Below are 17,908 nucleotides of genomic sequence, written 5' to 3'. Positions count from 1 at the left end.
AATCTACCTAAAATATAACAAGGTTAATATTTTTAAATTTTAAAATAATGGGGGAAGATTCATTGCAGTGTAGATTAGGATTATTTTTTAAGGTTCTGGTCGTATTTTCTTTAATTTTGTCTTTATTTCCGCTCCGCTTTGATAAGGCGAGTGCTGCGGGATCAGTGGTATCAGGTCCTATAACTGAAAACCCACCTGGACGAAGGCTAATTCACCGTACAGGATGTCTGGCAGCGTTACGGTTTATCCTGGTGTTAAGCTTAAGATTGAGCCAGGGGTTGAAGTCATTGCCTCGAGCGGTATTTGGTTTGATGTGAAAGGACAACTAGAAGCTATTGGTACATCTTCTGAACGAATTTTATTAAAGGATGTAACCGTCAAAGGCTGGGATTTTATCAATAGTTCCATCCACCTTGAATATACAGATCTGTCACATGATACTTTTAATGGGGGATATCTTGTATCCTCTCTAAAAAGGGCGGTCACGCTTCGCCATAATCGGTTCTCCAATGGCCAAGTCTCCCTTTCTCCCCAGTACAGTGACATTGCAGTTGAAAATAACTCATTTTCAAACCGGGCAAGGATTGATGTACAAAACGGGAGAAGCAGAGTCACAATCCAGGGTAATACATTTCTAAACGAGGGAGACAGCATTGAGGATATTTTCGTACTCAGCAGGGATCCTGATGGCGGAACGCCCAATGTCTTCATTAATAGAAATAATTTTTTCGGTTTTAATAAAATGAAAGTTAGGTTGGACGGATATAATCGCATTACATTTAACGGTCTCGACAACTACTGGGGCACAACCGACCCGGTATTCATTAATCAAGGAATTGTCGACGCCAACGACAATATTAACTTCCGGGACCAACTTGATATTTCTTCCATAGCTTCAAAACCATTTCATAATGGCTACCCTCTAGGAGTATTTGGTGCTCCTAAAGTGAATAAAGTTTCGGATGCGGATTCATCTGTCAGCGGGCTGACTGATGGAGACAGCCTGGTATCCGTTTATTCCGGTTCACAAAAACTTGGTGACGGATATTCGGGACCATCGGGCACATTTAACATTGCGATCCAGCGTCCTTCTGCAGGAAGTCAGCTGCGCGTGACTGCAGTAGACAGCTACGGAAGAGTGAGCCAGGAAACAGTGGTAACTGTCGAGGATAAGACCGCTCCTGCAGCTCCGCAAGTCCATGAAGTAACGAATGAGTCAACTAAAGTAACCGGGACAGCAGAGACTGGTTCAACCGTTACAGTACGAAAAGGGAGCGAAACGGTTGGCAGCGCAATAGCAAATCAGAATGGAACCTTTGAAGCTACCTTAATCGCAAAACAGCCGGCCGGGACAATCCTTACAGTTATCAGCCAGGATGCTGCGAATAATATCAGTCCTTCAGTGACTGTAACGGTTAAAAATGTAACTCCGCCTGCAAAACCTGTCCTAAGCACGATGGATATTACGGACCAAACCGTTTCCATTAGCGGAACGGGCCAACCTGGAACGACCATTCTGGTGAAGTCACTAAGTACGACCATCGGAACGGCTGCTGTGAATCAGAATGGGGTCTTTTCGGTTAGTATTGAAAAACAAAAGCCAGGGACCATGCTTGAAATCATAGCGAAGAATGGAGAACTTTACAGTGAACCAGTTAAAGTTACTGTAAGGGATGTAACACCTCCTGTCATCAAATTTGTCAGCCCAATTTTAGATCAAGCAACAAGCTTTTATGGGATGACAGAGCCTGGTGCAAAAATAACTGTACTTAAGAATGGTTCTGTCCTGGCTTCAGCCGTAACCCAGAATGACGGCATATTCCTTGTTGAATTAACAGAATCCCAGGCAGCAGGAACCACCTTTGAAATCACGGCTACAGATGCAGCCGGACTGATTAGTGAAGTGTATAAAGCAACTGTAGAAAAACCAGTCTCTGTTTCCTTCACTGATCTCAGCACTAGCCATCGGTTTTATCATGAAATCAACTACCTGGTAGGACGGAAAGTTATAACAGGATATGCAGACGACACCTTCCGTCCTGGAAATGCAGTAACTCGTGCACAGGCAGCGATTATGATTGGCCGAGCATTGGAACTCGACGGAACGAAAAGGCAGACTACCTTCAAGGACGTCGACCCTGCATCCGTCGCTTCAGGCTATATTGCATCTGCTGTGGAGAGAGGAATCATCACCGGATATGCGGATGGCACCTTCCGCCCCGATGCACCTGTAACGAGAGGACAAATGGCCATCTTCCTGGCAAGGGCATTCAGCCTATCCGCTGAAGCTGATGCTTCCTTCACAGATGTAAAAGAGGGAACATCCTCATACCCTTATATTAAAAGAATACTGGCTGCTGGAATCACCACCGGCTATGCAGACGGAACCTACCGGCCAAACGGACTCCTCATTCGGTCCGACTTTTCCGCTTTTGTCGCGAGAGCCCTTGAGGATAGATTCAAAGTGAAATAGCAGTATGTAGAAAAGAGAACTGCACCCCAATTGTTAACAACACTTAACAATTGGAGGTGCAGTTTTTTTATCGATAAAGCCAAAACTTTATGCCATGTTGGCCTGTAAAAAAAGATAAAATCACGTTGTCCCCCTTAATACATATTGGACTAAACCAATGGAAAAATTTATATTTAAAGTGTAAATTTACACTTTAAGGAGCTTCTTACAATGAAAAGTGTCTTGATTGTCCTAACCTATTTTACAATCGTATTTTTCGCAGGGTTTCTCATTTTTAAGATCAATATGTTCCACTATGAAAAAACAGCTGACAACCGGATTACGAAAGCAATGGAATTTCAGAAAGTAAATATTTCTGAAGATAAAGTAGAGAATAGCTTTTTCAATTATAAAAGTGGCTGGTCTAAAATGGTTTACTACAATGATGATCCAGAGATTCGATATGAATATGTATATGACAGATCCGAAAATGAAGTAGATGTTTTTGGAATGCATAAAAATATGTCACTCGATTTAGCCAAAAAAGAAGCCAAATATCCGTTAGGGAGCTTCTGTTTTTTAAAAAATGGAGAAATTGAGGACTTTCACGAGCTTTAACAAATGAGGGGCCCCAAGTTCACGCTCACTTTCTATTTTGCACGGTCGCTATAATTACTTAAAGAGGGGGAAATCCTATCAAATCTTTATGGTTCCTAGTTTCGTTATTTCCTAGTCCATTTTTGTTTCATTATCTTGAAATTGCTCTTTCCCCACGACCTGCTATTCTGCAGTCAGGCACGTTTTTATTGGTAATTACAGCAGGTCTATTATCTATAAAAATAAAATTTCCAGTGATTATCTTGACTAACATTGTCACTATATTAATATCAGTTTTTTGGGGGACAGAGTTTATCACTCCTCCAAATCCTTCTTGGTTTAACCCTTTTGGAAGGAATTTCGTGATTATATCAACTGGTATTGTTATGCTGATCGGAGTGTTACTCATTCGTCTTTTCACAAGGACCATATTGCTGAAAAAATAATTCTTCCTTGAAAAACGGCAATGAAAAGCCAGTGTCCCACTTATAGACACTGGCTTTTCATTTTATTTGTAAGTTCAAGAATCATAGCTAAATTTGCAATAGCCAGCTAATCTTCCCCCCCCTAGAATAACTTTACTTGATAGGCATCAAGCACATATCTTGGAACGAAAAACCTGGCTGTCAAAAGTGGGTCGACGATTTGCGATACCTGGACCTGGCCAACGGCACTCATAAGCATGGTCAGATCCCCCAGACTCAAATCTGTATGCGGCTGCAAAGTATCAATAAAAATCTCCACAGCTGCTTTGGCCGCTTCATCAAGCGTCTCTTTTGAAACTAGAACAGCCATCCCTTCTTCATTTTCAAGGAATGGGTAAGAAATCGATGTTCCTTTGACAACTTCGAGCGTGACGGTTACTTTTCCAGGAATCTCAATGCCTGAAACGCCAATTTCTCCGTCTCCCATCGCTGCATGCAAATCTCCCAGGCCAAACAAGGCTCCTTCCTGGAATACCGGGAAATAAAGCGTTGCACCAGTCGTGACAGATGTCGTATCCATGTTCCCTCCGTGAGCCCCTGGAGTACCACACGAAACAGGATCTGCTTCAGGGGCCACACCAATGACACCTATCATCGGATTCAAAGGCAGCTGGAGCTTTTCATTAAAGACAGCCTTGCCATCTTCAATCGGGATCATCTTAACCTGAAACTCATCGATTCGATGGCCCATGACACCAAGTCCGGGTCCGGTTGCCATCACTCCCTGATTGCCCAATTCAATATTGTCGATCTTCACCTTAAGTATATCGCCTGGCTGGGCACCTTCTACATATATTGAACCAGTAGCCGGGTTAATCTGATTCCAGTCAATTGAATTGAAGGCTGCATCATTGCTCTGAATCTGGTTTTGGAAACAATCGTACGTTTCAATCACCACCTGTGAACCAGAAGGCACCTTTAGCGCTGTTTTATTTTCCTTGCTGAAAGCATAGAAATATTGTTCCTTTGCAATGGTATGTACCATGAAACCACTCCTTCCTTTTCTCTTATTATAAAAAAGGAAACCAGGCTGTGCAGGGATTTTGTTTGAGTTTATAAAATTTTCTTACTTTTAATAGATTCGCGATATGGGAGAGACACATCCATTATTAAATTATTTAAACCGTCAGGATTCTTGAATTAGTATGATCCGCGTAAAAGGATATGAGTACTTGTGTTGTGGTCAGAGAAAATCATGCAGGCCAAAAGTCACTTTTGTAAATTGCAGTAAAACCTTTCCTGTAGAATTCCGTCTAAGCTTTATAGGAGGGATAATTTATGAAGATAGCTGCCTTTTTGCTGGCAGGCTCGCTTGTACTGACCAGCTGTGCTGCATATGAAGACACCAATTCGAATCATAGTATGAAGAAAATAAGTGAAACCTCAGTTCAAAAAAACAAATCAAAGTACGGTGAATTGACGCATGAGGATAAACACAATAACCTAGGGTTCGCATTAATGATGCAACCAATAAATCCGGCACCAGAATTTTCGATCCTTGAAATCTATAATAAAGGCTCTCTTACATTTTTAGCTGATTCTGAACTCACTGTTGAAAAGTTTATTGATGGTGCCTGGTATGAGGTTTTAATCCCAAGAGAAGCATCTTTTGAAGGAGAAACTGAATTCATTGGTCCTGGCGGGGGTTACCACCAGAAAATTGAAAACAATATGTTGAAAGAAATGATATCCGAAGAAGGAAAATATAGATTAATAAAGGTCCTGAAGGCGAAAGAGAAAGGCCAAAAAGATGTGGTACTAGCCCATACAATAAATGTCGGCACGGAAAATTGAGAGGTGCAGCTATGAAAAGGTTATTAATAATAACCAGTTTCATTGCCATGCTTGGTATTGCTGCATTCATTTTCACCGAAGCCAATCACATAGATACTGGCTATATTATCAGTGTAACAGAAAAGGATATCTGGCTGGTTCGGGACAATGAGCAAAACATCCAAGGAAAAACGGAAGAGAAATTAAAAGAAATCTATAAGTTCAAAGGAACAAACTACGACACCGATCGTATCCCTTCCTTTGTTAAAGAAAAGCTCGAAGTCGCCCAAAATGTAAGTGTGTTTTCGGATGGTAAAACAAATGCTTCTGCCCCTAGCCAAAATGAAGCGACCTTTCTCATCATATTAAAATAAAATTCGGGCTGTTGAACCGGCGCAAGGGGCAGTGTCTGCCGGTGCAAAAAAATACACTTTTATGGTGGATTTGACTGAGGACCATATTTGTCTCTAGCGGCTTAATTTCCGAGATCAACCTTTTCGGCAATATTTCTTAGTGCCTCTGCACGAGAAACAATGAATTTTCGCATATACCTTTCTAAAAACAACATATCGGCTAAAACGCCAATTGGGCCTAATGGTGACTTATACTGAAATTTATCAATCATTATGGTGCCTTCTCCTTTTTCAAGAAACTGATGTGTATGAACAAAGGAATGGAAGGCCCCCTTAACCATAATATCAACAAACTCATTTGGCTTTTCCATATATGTCACCTTGGCCGTTAATCTTTGTTTCAAACCAAAATGAACGGCCTCCCAAGTAACCGTATCTCCTTCCTCTAATAATCCCTCTGTCACTCCGCCTATAACTCGTTCCATGGTATTGGAAGTTGTCTGAGTATGGATCTCTACGTTCCTCGCGAGGTCAAAACATACCTCGATTGGTGCACGAATAAATTGTTGATGCTCAATGACAGGCATTTTAATTCTCCTTTAAAAGCGCTGGAATACTTTTATTATTTCTTAAAAGTGGCTTTATATGTCTCATCATTACGTCCTTACTCTACATGGCCGCATTCATCACAAGTTATTAATGATTTATTACTTTAATCATATCCCTTCAATTCTATCAGCCTCTTTTTAAAAATCATATGATCACTTAATTTTTCCTCTAACTATTATTTTGAAGTAGCATTTTAATACCCTGGAAATGTTCATACCCTCCTTTCCTTTCGTTTCCCGATAGAAATTTAAAAATGTCAGAATTTTGTAACTTTTACTGTCATAAAGTATAACAGAGCTTGTAAACAAGATTAAAAGGAGGAAATAGTGTTAATGGCTGAAACAAAGAAAAAATCGTTGGTTGATTGCTGCCGCCGCTGTTGGGATTCATATCTCGATTGGTTCTGTTTATGCTTGGAGTAATTTCACGAACCCGTTGAAAAATTTGTTTGGCTGGTCCGATTCGGAAGTGGCTCTTACCTTTAGTATCGCTATCTTGTTCCTTGGTCTTGCTGCTGCGTTTTTGGGTCATTTTGTGGAAAAGCATGGTCCTAGGAAGGCTGGATTGCTTGCGGCGACTTTCTTTGGAATCGGGATTGCCGGTTCCGGTCTTGCCGTTCTATTGGGCTCAAAAATACTCCTTTATCTGTTTTACGGGGTGTTAGGCGGGATTGGTCTTGGTGTTGGCTATATTGCACCGGTTTCTACGTTGGTAAAATGGTTCCCAGACCGGCGCGGGCTTGCTACGGGCCTTGCGATTATGGGCTTTGGCTTTGCCGCAGCCATTTCCAGCCCAATCATGAATAGTTTGATTGAAAGTGTAGGAGTCGCGAACACGTTCTTCATTTTAGGAAGCGCTTACTTAATTTTAATGACCGCATCGTCTTTGTATCTGGAAAAGCCGCCTGAAGGATGGATGCCGGAGGGCTTTAAGGAAAAAGTTGAATCTGGTGCCGCAAAGCCAGTAATGGACCTTTCACAGCTAACGGCGAACGAAGCGGTAAAAACGACCCGTTTCTGGTATTTATGGCTGATGCTGTTCATCAATGTCACATGCGGGATTGCGATTTTAGCAGTGGCGAAACCGCTTGCGATGGAGTCGATCGGCATTGGGACAGCGGCAGCTGCTGCGCTTGTTGGAGCAATTGGGATCTTCAATGGGCTGGGCCGGATTGGCTGGGCCTCCATTTCAGATTTCATTGGCCGTCCGAATACGTATACAACATTCTTCATCCTGCAAATCGGATTGTTTTTCATACTTCCGCACACGACCAATGCCCTGCTTTTCCAGGTAATGCTTGCGGTCATTTATACGTGCTACGGAGGGGGATTTGCCTCCATACCTGCCTATATCGGCGATTTATTCGGCACAAAACAGCTCGGCGCCATCCATGGCTACATCCTGACAGCATGGGCAGCGGCCGGTCTGGTGGGACCAATGTTTGCCGCCTATATAAAAGATACAACCGGATCGTATGCCGGCAGCTTATCAGTGTTTGCAGGGTTATTTGTCGCAGCATTCGTTATTTCTCTGCTGATCAGAGTGGATATGGCTAAGCTTCGTAAACAAAATGAATCAGAAATAACCGCCTAGATTTAAATGTCCCTATTTTGTTTGCGTACGGGGGAGGAACAAAATATCGTGACGAAGACAAGTACAAAACGAACCATTACCCGTTATGTACATGGGATCACCGAAAAAGTTGAAGACACTATTGCGACTGAAAAACCGTTTACGATCAAATTGAATGAAAAAGAGTTTGCTACTTTAGTCTGTACAGCGGAATACATTGAGGATATGGTCATCGGGTTTTTAGCTTCAGAAGGTGTAATCAGAAAATTCGCCGATATTGATGATTTATGGATCCAGGAAAAAGAAGGATTTGTTCATGTGAAAACACACTATACCAATTCCTTTTATGAAAAATTTCACTCAAAACGTTATATCACCTCTTGCTGCGGCAAAAGCAGGCAGGGATTCGTCTTTTTTAACGATGCGAGATTATCCCACCATTTTAAGCAGGTGAATGTCCGATTAACCTATCAAGATTGTTTTCGATTAATGGAAGAGATGCAAAGTCGTTCAGCAGTTTTCCAGGAAACAGGCGGGGTCCACAATGCAGCACTATGTACAAGAGACGGTGTCCTGCTGTCCCGCCTGGATATTGGACGCCATAACGCCCTGGATAAAATATATGGCCACTGTCTGCGGCATCAAGTTTCTTTGGAAGATAAAATCATCGTGTTTAGCGGACGGATCTCCTCTGAGATCGTCACAAAAGTCGCAAAAATCGGCTGTGAAGTGGTGTTATCAAAATCCGCACCGACAGAAATGGCACTGGAGCTTGCAGAAGAGCTGGGAATGACGACGGTTGGCTTTATTCGGAACAATGCTTTGAATGTTTATACGAGGCCAGATCGGATTGTGGAAGTAATAGATTAAGGAGGTATAAAAACGGCATGCAGGATCAAGTGGAAACGATATGCGGTTTTTGCGGTACAGGATGCGGTCTTGTCGTCGAAACAGAAGATAACAAGATTAGCAAAGTAAAAGGATACAAGGAAAACCCTTCGAGCCATGGGGAAACCTGTGTAAAAGGTGCAATGGGTTGGGGATATCTCCATAGCGACCGACGGCTGACCCAGCCGCTGATCAGAAAAAATGGAGAGTTGACACCCGCCAGCTGGGAAGAAGCACTGACCCTCATTGCGGATAATTTTTCTGACATCAAAGAAAAACATGGGCCAGATGCCTTTGGCTGTTTCAGCTCTTCGAGATCAACCAATGAATTAAATTATCTCGCTGGAAAATTCATGCGGACGGTCATCGGCACCAATAATATTGACAGCTGCAACCGAACCTGACACGCTCCAAGCGTCACCGGTCTGGTGACTGTGTTTGGTACAGGTGCTGCCACGGGTTCTTATGACGAACTTGAGGACACCGATGTCATTCTGGTCTGGGGAAGCAATACCCAGGAATGCCACCCGATTATTTTTAACCATATGCGACGCGGGATAAAAAATGGGACAAAAATGGTCGTCATTGACCCCCGTCAGATTGACCAGACGAAACTGGCCTACAAGTGGCTGCCAGTCAGGGTCGGAACCGATATTGCCCTGGCAAATGCGATGGGCCATGTCATCATTGAAGAGGACTTAGTTCATAAGGGGTTTATTGAAAAGGCGACAGAACAGTTTGATAAGTATAAGGAAGAGGTCAAAAAATACACCCCTGAATTCGCGGAAAAGGTCACCGGTATCCCAGCGGAAGATATCCGGGAAATCGCCCTGCTTTATGCGAATGCGGATAAAGCAACGATTTGCTGGACGCTGGGGATTACAGAACATCATAATGGCACCGAAAATGTATTTGCTTTGATTAATTTAGCCTTATTGACCGGTCATATCGGGAAGTATGGCTCTGGACTGAATCCGCTGAGGGGCCAAAACAATGTCCAGGGCGGCGGAGACATGGGCGCCCTGCCGAACAGGCTTGTCGGCGGCTGGAATTATGATGATCCTGAAGGAAGAAAACTGCATGAACAAGTATGGGGCACCCCGGTTCCTGAAAAAATCGGAAAGCATCAAACCTTGATGCTCGAGGCAATGGAGAAAAAAGAAATCAAGGCAGTCTATGTATTTGGCGAAAATCCGGTTCAATCGGATGCCAATGGGAATCAGGTGGAAAAGATTTTTAAAGACCTCGATTTCCTCGTTGTCCAGGACATTTTAATGACAAGAACAGCGATACTTGCGGATGTCGTCCTTCCGGCAACGGGCTGGGCTGAAAACGACGGGACACTGGTTAATTCTGAGCGCAGGATTCAACGCGTCCGGCCCGCTCTAAAAGGACCAGGTGTGTCCAGGCATGACCAGGAAATCGTTCAGGATATCGCCAATAAAATGGGAGAAAAATGGACTTATCAATCAGCGGAGGAAGTTTGGGAGGAGATCCGCAAGCTTGCACCTAATTTTGCCGGTGTAACGTACGAACGGATTGACAAAGATGGCGGCCTTCAATGGCCATGTCCTGATGAAAATCATCCAGGGACTCCATTTCTCCATAGCCGTCTCTGGTCAGAAGAGGTGGGAATGAAGGCGAAATTCGTGCCAACCCATTACCAGCCTCCTGCCGAGGAGCCGGATGAAGAGTTTCCTTTGATGCTGACAACCGGCCGCAGGCTACAATTTTATAATACAGGCGTGCAAACAAGAGATTATAAGAAAATGAAAAATGCAGAAGAAGCTTTAGAGATCCATGCCGAGGATGCAGCGAAATATGGATTACAAGACGGAGATCAAGTAAGAGTAAGCTCAAGAAGAGGAAGCCTCATTACCAAAGTCAACATCAGCAAAAAACAGCCAAAGGGCTTAGTCTTCATGTCCTTCCACTTCCCCGACCAGGCAAGCACCAATGTATTAACCAATTCCGCAACTGACCCTTTAGCTGGAACCGCTGAGTTTAAGGCGTGTGCGGTGAAGATTGAGCAAGTACAGAAGCCAGTTTAATAGAAGTGAATTGTAAATTCGGGACGTTTCAGTTTTATAAAACACGTTATGACAAATATTGCATTTTCGTATCCTTCAAAGTATAACAAAAGGCATCTTCCATTCTCAGGAAGGTGCCTTTTTCGACATTTTACTATGAAGCGCCATAATACACGTTTAACCACAAAGAATGAACATGAGTCAGGTGGGACATAGGACGGTTCCCCTATTTTAAAACTTTACATATTCTCTTTTGGAGATGTTCAAACCGTCCATTTGTACATTAAATCCAACTTAACATATAAATATAAACAAAAGCCATGATGGTTACTGATAAAAAATACAATCCATTCCACTTAAAAGCAACTGTCACACCATTTCTTTGGACACACTGGCTAATGATAATATTCATTGCATTAAGAGGAGAAATGGCGGAAGAAAGCATCCAGGTGAAGATACACATAAAGGCCACACTGACAACAGATATATCTGGCATCTGGGCAAAGTTTAATGAAGTGAGGATCAGTGGAATTACAATGATTTGATGTACCCCTAAAAAGGCCATAAAGGTCACAAACAGGATGATAAATAAAAACAATATACTTATAGATTGTGTCGCTGACCATTGCATGGACTTTTCCAAAAGCTGTTTTACAGGAGTATGAGATATTGCATTACCGAATAATCCAGCACTCAAGAAAAGGCAAATCTCCATTTTCTGAGATAAAATCTTGCTCTTATACAGCGAGAGTTCTTCTTTTATTAACTTCCTTTTATTCCTTACAATAATCCATCCAACCGGGACAATAATACAAACAATGCTTACCAGTAACAACATCGATTTTTGAGTGGCCTGCTCCATTATGATAAGAAGCAGTATAAGTCCGAATACGAATCCAATTAAAGCATATATATCCCTCTTACGACTAAAACCCACTAATGAAATCGCCTTTTTCTCCTCAAGTGCAGCTGCCTCCTCCACAATTGTTCCCGGCCGAAAGAAAAAGATTCCCACTGCCATTTGCATTATGGCGAACAAAACACCTACAGCCACATAGGACAAGTAAGTGATATCTAAATAAAAAAGTACAATTCCTACAGACGCAAAAAATGGTGACCAAATGACTGCTGGGGTAAACCCTACATAATACGATCGGGACAAATATTTAGAAGGGAATTGTATGCTTTCCACAAAACCATGTACAATCCTCAACGCACCCATATTTAAGATAGGAGCCAAGGTTAACATAAAAGAGCTTATGCCATAAAATGTATTTCTCGGATTACTTTTCAGCTCATTTAAATAAAGCACTACTGTATCAATAAATCCTTCTCTTCTTAAAGGAACAGATAATAATGGCGCTAAAATGAGGATGGAAAGCAGCGCAAGATTCTGAGTGATTCCCTCGATTAAATGGATTCCGAGATCACCAACCATAAAGTGTATGATCATTCCTGCAATAAACAAACTTAGAGTGAAGACCCTGCCTTTTCGCTCCAATAATGGAACCATGGCAAAGAATACAGCAACAGCCACGAGATTAAAAATCAGATAAATTGGTACGCTCGGGATAAAAGCATAAAGAATATAAAACAAGCACATACTCAATACGAGAGAAAAACGTATCATTTTGTCCCTTCTCTCTGTCTTTTTAACATATTTAATTAATTCAAGACAAGAGGCTACTTCCTTCCACTAGGAGCCTTGCTTCTAAGCAACCTAATAAATTCTTTTCCGACTTGTTCTGTAGTATCGTTTCCGCCAAGGTCAGAAGTTAGGACTTTCTTGTCAGTGAGCAGTTCCTTCATCGCATCCAGGATCGCACTACCCCACTCCTCTTCCCCAAAGTAATCCATCATCTGGCTTACGGACCATATTGCAGCAAGAGGATTGGCAATGCGTTTTCCAGCGATGTCAGGAGCAGAACCGTGAATTGGCTCAAACATAGAAGGAAACTCACGCTCTGGATTAATGTTGGCCCCCGCTGCCAATCCAAGACCGCCTGTAATAGCAGCGCCTAAATCAGTCAAGATATCACCAAATAAATTTGAAGTAACAACAATCTCAAATCGCTCCGGCTGCAGAACAAAATAAAGACTCGCTGCGTCTACGAGAAAAGAGCTGGTTTTTACATCAGGATATTCTTTTCCTACTTCATCAAATACCTCATCCCAAAATACCATAGAATAATTGAGGGCATTCGCCTTGCTAATGCTAGTAAGTGATTTTTTCTGTTTACGGGCTTCTTCAAAAGCATAACGAATGATACGTTCCGTCCCTTTACGAGAGAAAACGCCTGTCTGTAGAACTACTTCTTCCGGTTTTCCTTTAAAAAGCCAATCTCCTGCTCCTGCATATTCCCCTTCACTATTCTCCCTGATTACCAAAAAATCTATCTCTTCCCGATTTTTAAGAGGAGTTAATTCAGAGTTCAGCAGCTTAATAGGCCGAATGTTTACATACTGATCGAATTCTTTTCTGATTTTCAAAAGTAAATCCCATAATGAAATGTGATCAGGAACACCAGGATACCCTACTGCTCCCAAATAGATTGCATCAAACTCTTTTAATTGTTCAATGCCGTCATCATCCATCATTTTTCCTTCATTTAAATAATATTCACAACCCCACGGAAACTCGGTAAAAGAGAACGATAGACCCGGATCTAATTCCTCAATCATTTTTAAAACCTTTACACCTTCTGAAACGACTTCAGGCCCAATTCCATCCCCAGGGATGAGGGCAATTTTCCAATGTTTCATCTTAAGTACCTCCTATGCCTTCGGTCCGCCGGCAACATATAAAACCTGGCCATTTATAAAGGAAGACGAGGGGCTTGCGAAAAAGCTTGCAGCCTGTGCGATATCCTCTGGATTCCCCGCCCTATTGACCGGAATTTGTTTTACTTTTGTCTCTATTAGTTGCTCAAATGGAATTCCGAGCCGTTCTGCTACGGCTTTTGTCATATCTGTCATAATAAACCCTGGTGCAATCGAGTTGACTGTAATATTATATTTACCAAGCTCGATGGCGAGAGTTTTTGTAAAGCCCTGTATACCAGCTTTGGCTGCAGCATAATTAGCCTGGCCTCTGCTACCCAAAGCTGAAACGGAGGATAGATTAATAATTCTTCCATACTGATTTTTAACCATTAATTTCTGGGCATATTTACTGCATAGAAAAGTCCCTTTCATATGGACATTCATTACATTATCCCAATCATCTGCACTCATCTTATAGAATAGGTTATCACGGATAATTCCGGCATTATTCACCAGGATATCGATCTTCCCTTGCTTCTCTTCCACTCGTTCAAAAAGCCTTATAACTTCTTCTTCATTAGTGATATCAGCAACTACTGCCTCCACGGAAAGATCCATACTGGCCAATTGCTGGCAAGATTCATTTAATGCATCTACATTTATATCGACTAAGTATACATAAGCACCTTCCGAGGCAAGCCTTTTGGATATTGCTTTTCCTATCCCCCTACTTGCCCCAGTGACAACGGCTACTTGATTTTCCAAGCTAAACATAGTTGGCTCCAATCTTTTATAGATTTCTGCTCAATCGCTCAAGCTGCAGTTCGTATTCCTTCACAATATCTTGAATAATGTCTTTTGCACTTTTAATTTCATTAATCAGGCCGATTGTCTGTCCGAGTGAGATAACACCCGAGTTTTCATCCCCCGTATCAATATATTCCTGATAGGATTCACCGCTAATATAAGGAAAAATATCCTCCAGCGTTGCTCCTGCTTCTTCCTTTTTCAATAGCTCGATTGCACGTTGTGTTTTCATAACCCTCATGGCTTTTCCTATTGATTTCTTTACGATTACAGTATCCGTCTCCTGTAACTCTTTTAATTTATCTTTAATTGAGTGATGCAGGCTGACTTCCTTTGAAGCTAAAAACCTTGTCCCCATCTGTACACCCTGGGCTCCTAAAGCAAAAGCAGCAAGTGCAGATTTCCCTGTTGAAAATCCACCTGCTGCAATGACCGGTATTGAAAGCTCCGCAACGGCCTTCTGAATCAAAGTTAAGCTTGTCACATCATCTTTGCCGGGATGGCCTCCGCACTCATAGCCGACTACAACAACTGCATCACATCCAATTGCCTCTGCTTTTTTTGCAAATCTCACAGAAGGGACGACATGAACTGCTTTCATACCGTTTGCTTTTAAACCTTTGATATATTTTTCGGGATTGTTACCTGAGGTAAAAATAACCGGAACTCTTGCTTCAATCGCACCTTCGAAAAATTCATCCATCGGCTTGCGAATACCAATTGCAATATTTACGCCAAAAGGCTTTGCAGTAAGCCTTTTTGTCTCCTCAATATCCTTCATCATCTCTTCCTTCGAAGAAAAACTGCCAGCTGTGATCAATCCAAGTCCTCCTGCATTGGATACAGCTGAGACAAGAGGCGATGTTCCAAGCCCTTGCAGCCCTCCCTGGATAATAGGATATTGGATATCGAACATTTTTGTTATTGCCGTATTCCTCATGAGCCATCACCCTTAGTGACCTTAAAAGTTCCTGTGCAATGGCCAAGCAGTTCACCGTCGGCATTTTTAAGCCTGCCCTCAACGAATACGGTATTCCGGTTCTGATGGATGATCTCTGCCTCTGAATAAACCACTCCATCAATAACAGACTTCAGAAATTGGATGTTTAAATTCAGTGTGGCTGCCCCATCATATCCCAATGACTTGCCCGCCATCCCCATTGCTGTATCCAATACGGACGCATAAATGCCACCATGGACTGTATTTCTTACATTAATGAAATCCTGTTTGATTGGAAGTGCCAATAAAACATATCCTTCTTTTAATTCTTTTAATTGCAATCCAATAAAATTCCAAAATGGGCTATTTTCAAATTCTGCTCTTACTTTCTGTAATTTTTCTACTTTCATGAAAAAGCCCCCTTTCCTGTTTCTGCAAGTTCAGCTTGATTGGCAATGACCGACAGCTTTTCGCCATTTATAACTCGCAGAAGATTCTCTGCAATTAGGGTTGATGTCTGCCTCGCTGCCTCAAGACTGATTCCTCCAATATGCGGGCTCATCGTTACTTGCTCTAGTTGAAAAAATGGATGATCAGCAGGGGGTGGTTCATCAGAAAATACATCTATCCCTGCACCTAGTAATTGATTTTGCCTCAGTGCCTGGACTAAATGCTGTTCATTGATAACACCGCCACGGGCAGTGTTAATGAGCACTGCGTTGTTTTTCATAAGCGACAGCAATTTATTGTCAACAAGCTGATCTGTTTCTTTAGTTAATGGAATATGTAAGCTCACTGCATCACTTTCAGAAAAAATCTTATCCATAGAAGTGGTTAACTCTACCCCTATTCGTTCGGCTGTTTGCTGTTTTTCTTCATTTATATTTCTGACATAAGCCAGTGCCCTCATGCCAAAACCATGGACTAAAATCCTGGCGACTTTCTGTGCGATACTTCCAAAGCCAACGAGCCCCAGCTGCTTACCTTGCAGTTCATGAGTGTAGGCTCCATCCCTTGATTGAAAGTTTCCGCTTCTTGTTTCCCTATCAAAGTAGGCAGTTTTTTTCATCACTGCTAACAGAAGACTCACTGCATGTTCTGCGGTTGCCGTACTATTGAGCTTTGGGGCATGCAATACAGGAATCCCTTTTTCAGTTGCATAACCTACATCGATATTATCAAGTCCCACTCCTGCTCCTGAAATAGCCTTTACTTGATGGCAGTTGTCTAAAATAGCTGACGTGATCCTTGCTGGGGCCCTAAGGATTATTCCATCAACCTTATTATTCAGGAGATAATCACATATTTCCGTCTCTTTAAATTCAGTAAACTTCTTCACTTCAGCACGTTTGTTCAGGATATCCTCCCCATCTGGATGATACATGGGGAGAATTTGAACAATATGAGGCTTCCTCATCTCAACACTTCCTTTTTGGCAAAACCAGTTAGACTTGAAGGTTCTCAATGATTGTCGATATTCCCTGGCCTCCGCCAATACAAAGCGTGACCAAGCCATACTTTTCGCCTCTGCGTTCCATCTCGTGAATCAGCTTTGTCATAAGGATTGCTCCTGTAGCCCCAATTGGATGACCTAAAGCAATGGCTCCGCCGTTTACATTCACCTTGTTTATGTCCATTCCTGATTCACGGATTACTGAAAGTGCCTGAGCTGCAAATGCTTCATTAAGCTCAATCAGTCCAATATCATTCATGGACAGGCCGCATTGCTTTAAGGCCTTAAATGTAGAGGTCACAGGACCAATCCCCATAATCTCTGGAGAAACTCCGCTCACAGCCTGGGCGATGATTTTTGCTTTTGGCTTTAAACCATATTCATTTACTTTATGTTCATTCATCATCAATACGACTGAAGCTCCATCATTTCGGCCGCTTGCATTCCCAGCTGTCACAGTGCCGTTTCCTTTGAAAACAGCCTTTAGCTTTGAGAGTTTTTCGATTGTAGTGATGCGAGGATGTTCGTCTACACTGAATAATTGTGTTTCCCTTTTCTGCTTATACTCAACCGGGACAATTTCCTTCTCAAAACGGCCAGATTCGATTGCTGCATGTGCAAGTTCCTGGCTGCGGAGCGCAAATTCATCCTGTTCTGTCCTGGAAATAGTATATTTTTCTGCAAGATTCTCGGCAGTCAGTCCCATGGTAAGGTTGCCGTATTTTTCGATTGGCTGGGAACAAGGCTGGCTTTCCGTATTCGGATCCAGAATCTGCGCATTTCCTACTTGAAAACCATAGCGGGCATTACGGATATAGTAGGGGGCTGTGCTCATGCTTTCCGCACCTCCAGCTACCACTACATCGGAGTATCCCAGCCTGATTTGCATATCGGCATTATTAATGGCTTGAAGGCCAGAACCGCACTGACGATGGACAGTATAACCGGTTACTTCAATTGGCAGTTCCGCCCTTAATGCAGCAAGACGGGCAAGATTGGAAGTATCCGCGCTTTGCTTGGCCTGGCCAAGAATAACTTCATCGACTGTCACTTCAGAATTGGAGCGATTCAATACTTCTCGTATCACCTTCTCAGCAAGGTGGTCCACCGTCACATCTTTGATCGTGCCACCCATTCTTCCAATAGCTGTACGAACAGATTCAACAATATAAGGCTGATTCATACC

Annotated in this window: 17 protein-coding genes; 7 read left to right on the top strand and 10 right to left on the bottom strand. The window is 42.4% G+C overall.

Annotated elements, in window-relative coordinates:
* Nucleotides 1–223 precede the first annotated feature (223 nt).
* Nucleotides 224–2,473, top strand: a complete 2,250-nt coding sequence (locus J7E35_RS11555; protein ID WP_214779855.1) for an Ig-like domain-containing protein — start codon at nt 224–226, stop codon at nt 2,471–2,473.
* Nucleotides 2,474–2,683: 210 nt separating this feature from the next.
* Nucleotides 2,684–3,070, top strand: coding sequence for a hypothetical protein (locus J7E35_RS11550; RefSeq protein ID WP_214779854.1), 387 nt, complete (start codon nt 2,684–2,686; stop codon nt 3,068–3,070).
* A gap of 130 nt (nt 3,071–3,200) precedes the next feature.
* Here J7E35_RS11550 and J7E35_RS11545 read toward each other — a convergent pair whose 3' ends face one another.
* Together J7E35_RS11545 and J7E35_RS11540 are read right to left on the bottom strand one after the other, a co-directional pair.
* Nucleotides 3,201–3,479, bottom strand: a complete 279-nt coding sequence (locus J7E35_RS11545) for a hypothetical protein (RefSeq protein WP_214779852.1) — start codon at nt 3,477–3,479, stop codon at nt 3,201–3,203.
* Nucleotides 3,480–3,616: 137 nt separating this feature from the next.
* Nucleotides 3,617–4,519, bottom strand: a complete 903-nt coding sequence (locus J7E35_RS11540) for an acetamidase/formamidase family protein (protein WP_214779850.1) — start codon at nt 4,517–4,519, stop codon at nt 3,617–3,619.
* A gap of 377 nt (nt 4,520–4,896) precedes the next feature.
* Between J7E35_RS11540 and J7E35_RS11535 the strand changes: the two genes are divergently transcribed.
* Nucleotides 4,897–5,328, top strand: a complete 432-nt coding sequence (locus J7E35_RS11535; RefSeq protein WP_214779848.1) for an immunoglobulin-like domain-containing protein — start codon at nt 4,897–4,899, stop codon at nt 5,326–5,328.
* An 11-nt stretch (nt 5,329–5,339) separates the two neighbouring features.
* Entirely contained in the window at nt 5,340–5,681 is a 342-nt protein-coding gene (locus tag J7E35_RS11530; RefSeq protein WP_214779846.1) for a DUF3221 domain-containing protein, read from the top strand.
* A 101-nt stretch (nt 5,682–5,782) separates the two neighbouring features.
* Here J7E35_RS11530 and J7E35_RS11525 read toward each other — a convergent pair whose 3' ends face one another.
* A complete protein-coding gene (locus J7E35_RS11525) occupies nt 5,783–6,247 on the bottom strand; it encodes an SRPBCC family protein (protein WP_214779844.1) in 465 nt (154 codons plus the stop codon).
* 358 nt (nt 6,248–6,605) lie between these two features.
* Between J7E35_RS11525 and J7E35_RS11520 the strand changes: the two genes are divergently transcribed.
* Genes J7E35_RS11520 through fdhF form a run of 3 tightly spaced genes read left to right on the top strand, consistent with a single transcriptional unit; the run spans nt 6,606 to nt 10,780 of the window.
* Entirely contained in the window at nt 6,606–7,862 is a 1,257-nt protein-coding gene (locus J7E35_RS11520) for an L-lactate MFS transporter (RefSeq protein ID WP_214780079.1), read from the top strand.
* Between the two features lie 6 nt (nt 7,863–7,868).
* Nucleotides 7,869–8,711, top strand: coding sequence for a formate dehydrogenase accessory sulfurtransferase FdhD (fdhD, locus tag J7E35_RS11515; RefSeq protein ID WP_214779842.1), 843 nt, complete (start codon nt 7,869–7,871; stop codon nt 8,709–8,711).
* A 17-nt stretch (nt 8,712–8,728) separates the two neighbouring features.
* Nucleotides 8,729–10,780, top strand: coding sequence for a formate dehydrogenase subunit alpha (gene fdhF / locus J7E35_RS11505; RefSeq protein ID WP_251040895.1), 2,052 nt, complete (start codon nt 8,729–8,731; stop codon nt 10,778–10,780).
* 262 nt (nt 10,781–11,042) lie between these two features.
* Here fdhF and J7E35_RS11500 read toward each other — a convergent pair whose 3' ends face one another.
* The 7 genes from J7E35_RS11500 to J7E35_RS11470 form a co-directional block, all read right to left on the bottom strand.
* On the bottom strand, nt 11,043–12,272 hold the full coding sequence (locus tag J7E35_RS11500; protein WP_251040894.1) for a hypothetical protein: 1,230 nt from the start codon (nt 12,270–12,272) through the stop codon (nt 11,043–11,045).
* A gap of 170 nt (nt 12,273–12,442) precedes the next feature.
* Entirely contained in the window at nt 12,443–13,522 is a 1,080-nt protein-coding gene (locus tag J7E35_RS11495; protein WP_214779833.1) for a tartrate dehydrogenase, read from the bottom strand.
* Nucleotides 13,523–13,534: 12 nt separating this feature from the next.
* Nucleotides 13,535–14,296 carry an SDR family NAD(P)-dependent oxidoreductase gene (locus tag J7E35_RS11490; protein ID WP_214779831.1) on the bottom strand — a complete coding sequence of 254 codons (762 nt, stop codon included), beginning with the start codon at nt 14,294–14,296 and terminating at the stop codon, nt 13,535–13,537.
* Nucleotides 14,297–14,312: 16 nt separating this feature from the next.
* Complete coding sequence (locus J7E35_RS11485) at nt 14,313–15,269, bottom strand: NAD(P)H-dependent flavin oxidoreductase (protein ID WP_214779829.1); 957 nt, start codon at nt 15,267–15,269, stop codon at nt 14,313–14,315.
* Nucleotides 15,266–15,679, bottom strand: a complete 414-nt coding sequence (locus tag J7E35_RS11480; protein WP_214779827.1) for a PaaI family thioesterase — start codon at nt 15,677–15,679, stop codon at nt 15,266–15,268. The genes J7E35_RS11485 and J7E35_RS11480 overlap by 4 nt, the downstream gene beginning before the upstream one ends.
* The gene (locus J7E35_RS11475; protein WP_214779825.1) at nt 15,676–16,686 is read right to left on the bottom strand and encodes a hydroxyacid dehydrogenase; all 1,011 of its coding nucleotides are present in this window, start codon (nt 16,684–16,686) and stop codon (nt 15,676–15,678) included. The genes J7E35_RS11480 and J7E35_RS11475 overlap by 4 nt, the downstream gene beginning before the upstream one ends.
* 28 nt (nt 16,687–16,714) lie before the next feature.
* Nucleotides 16,715–17,905, bottom strand: a complete 1,191-nt coding sequence (locus J7E35_RS11470) for a thiolase family protein (protein WP_214779823.1) — start codon at nt 17,903–17,905, stop codon at nt 16,715–16,717.
* Nucleotides 17,906–17,908 lie beyond the last annotated feature (3 nt).

The organism is Bacillus sp. ISL-45, from assembly GCF_018613195.1.
Taxonomy (GTDB): Bacteria; Bacillota; Bacilli; order Bacillales; family Cytobacillaceae; genus Mesobacillus.
This window is presented reverse-complemented; position numbering and strand designations above follow the sequence as displayed.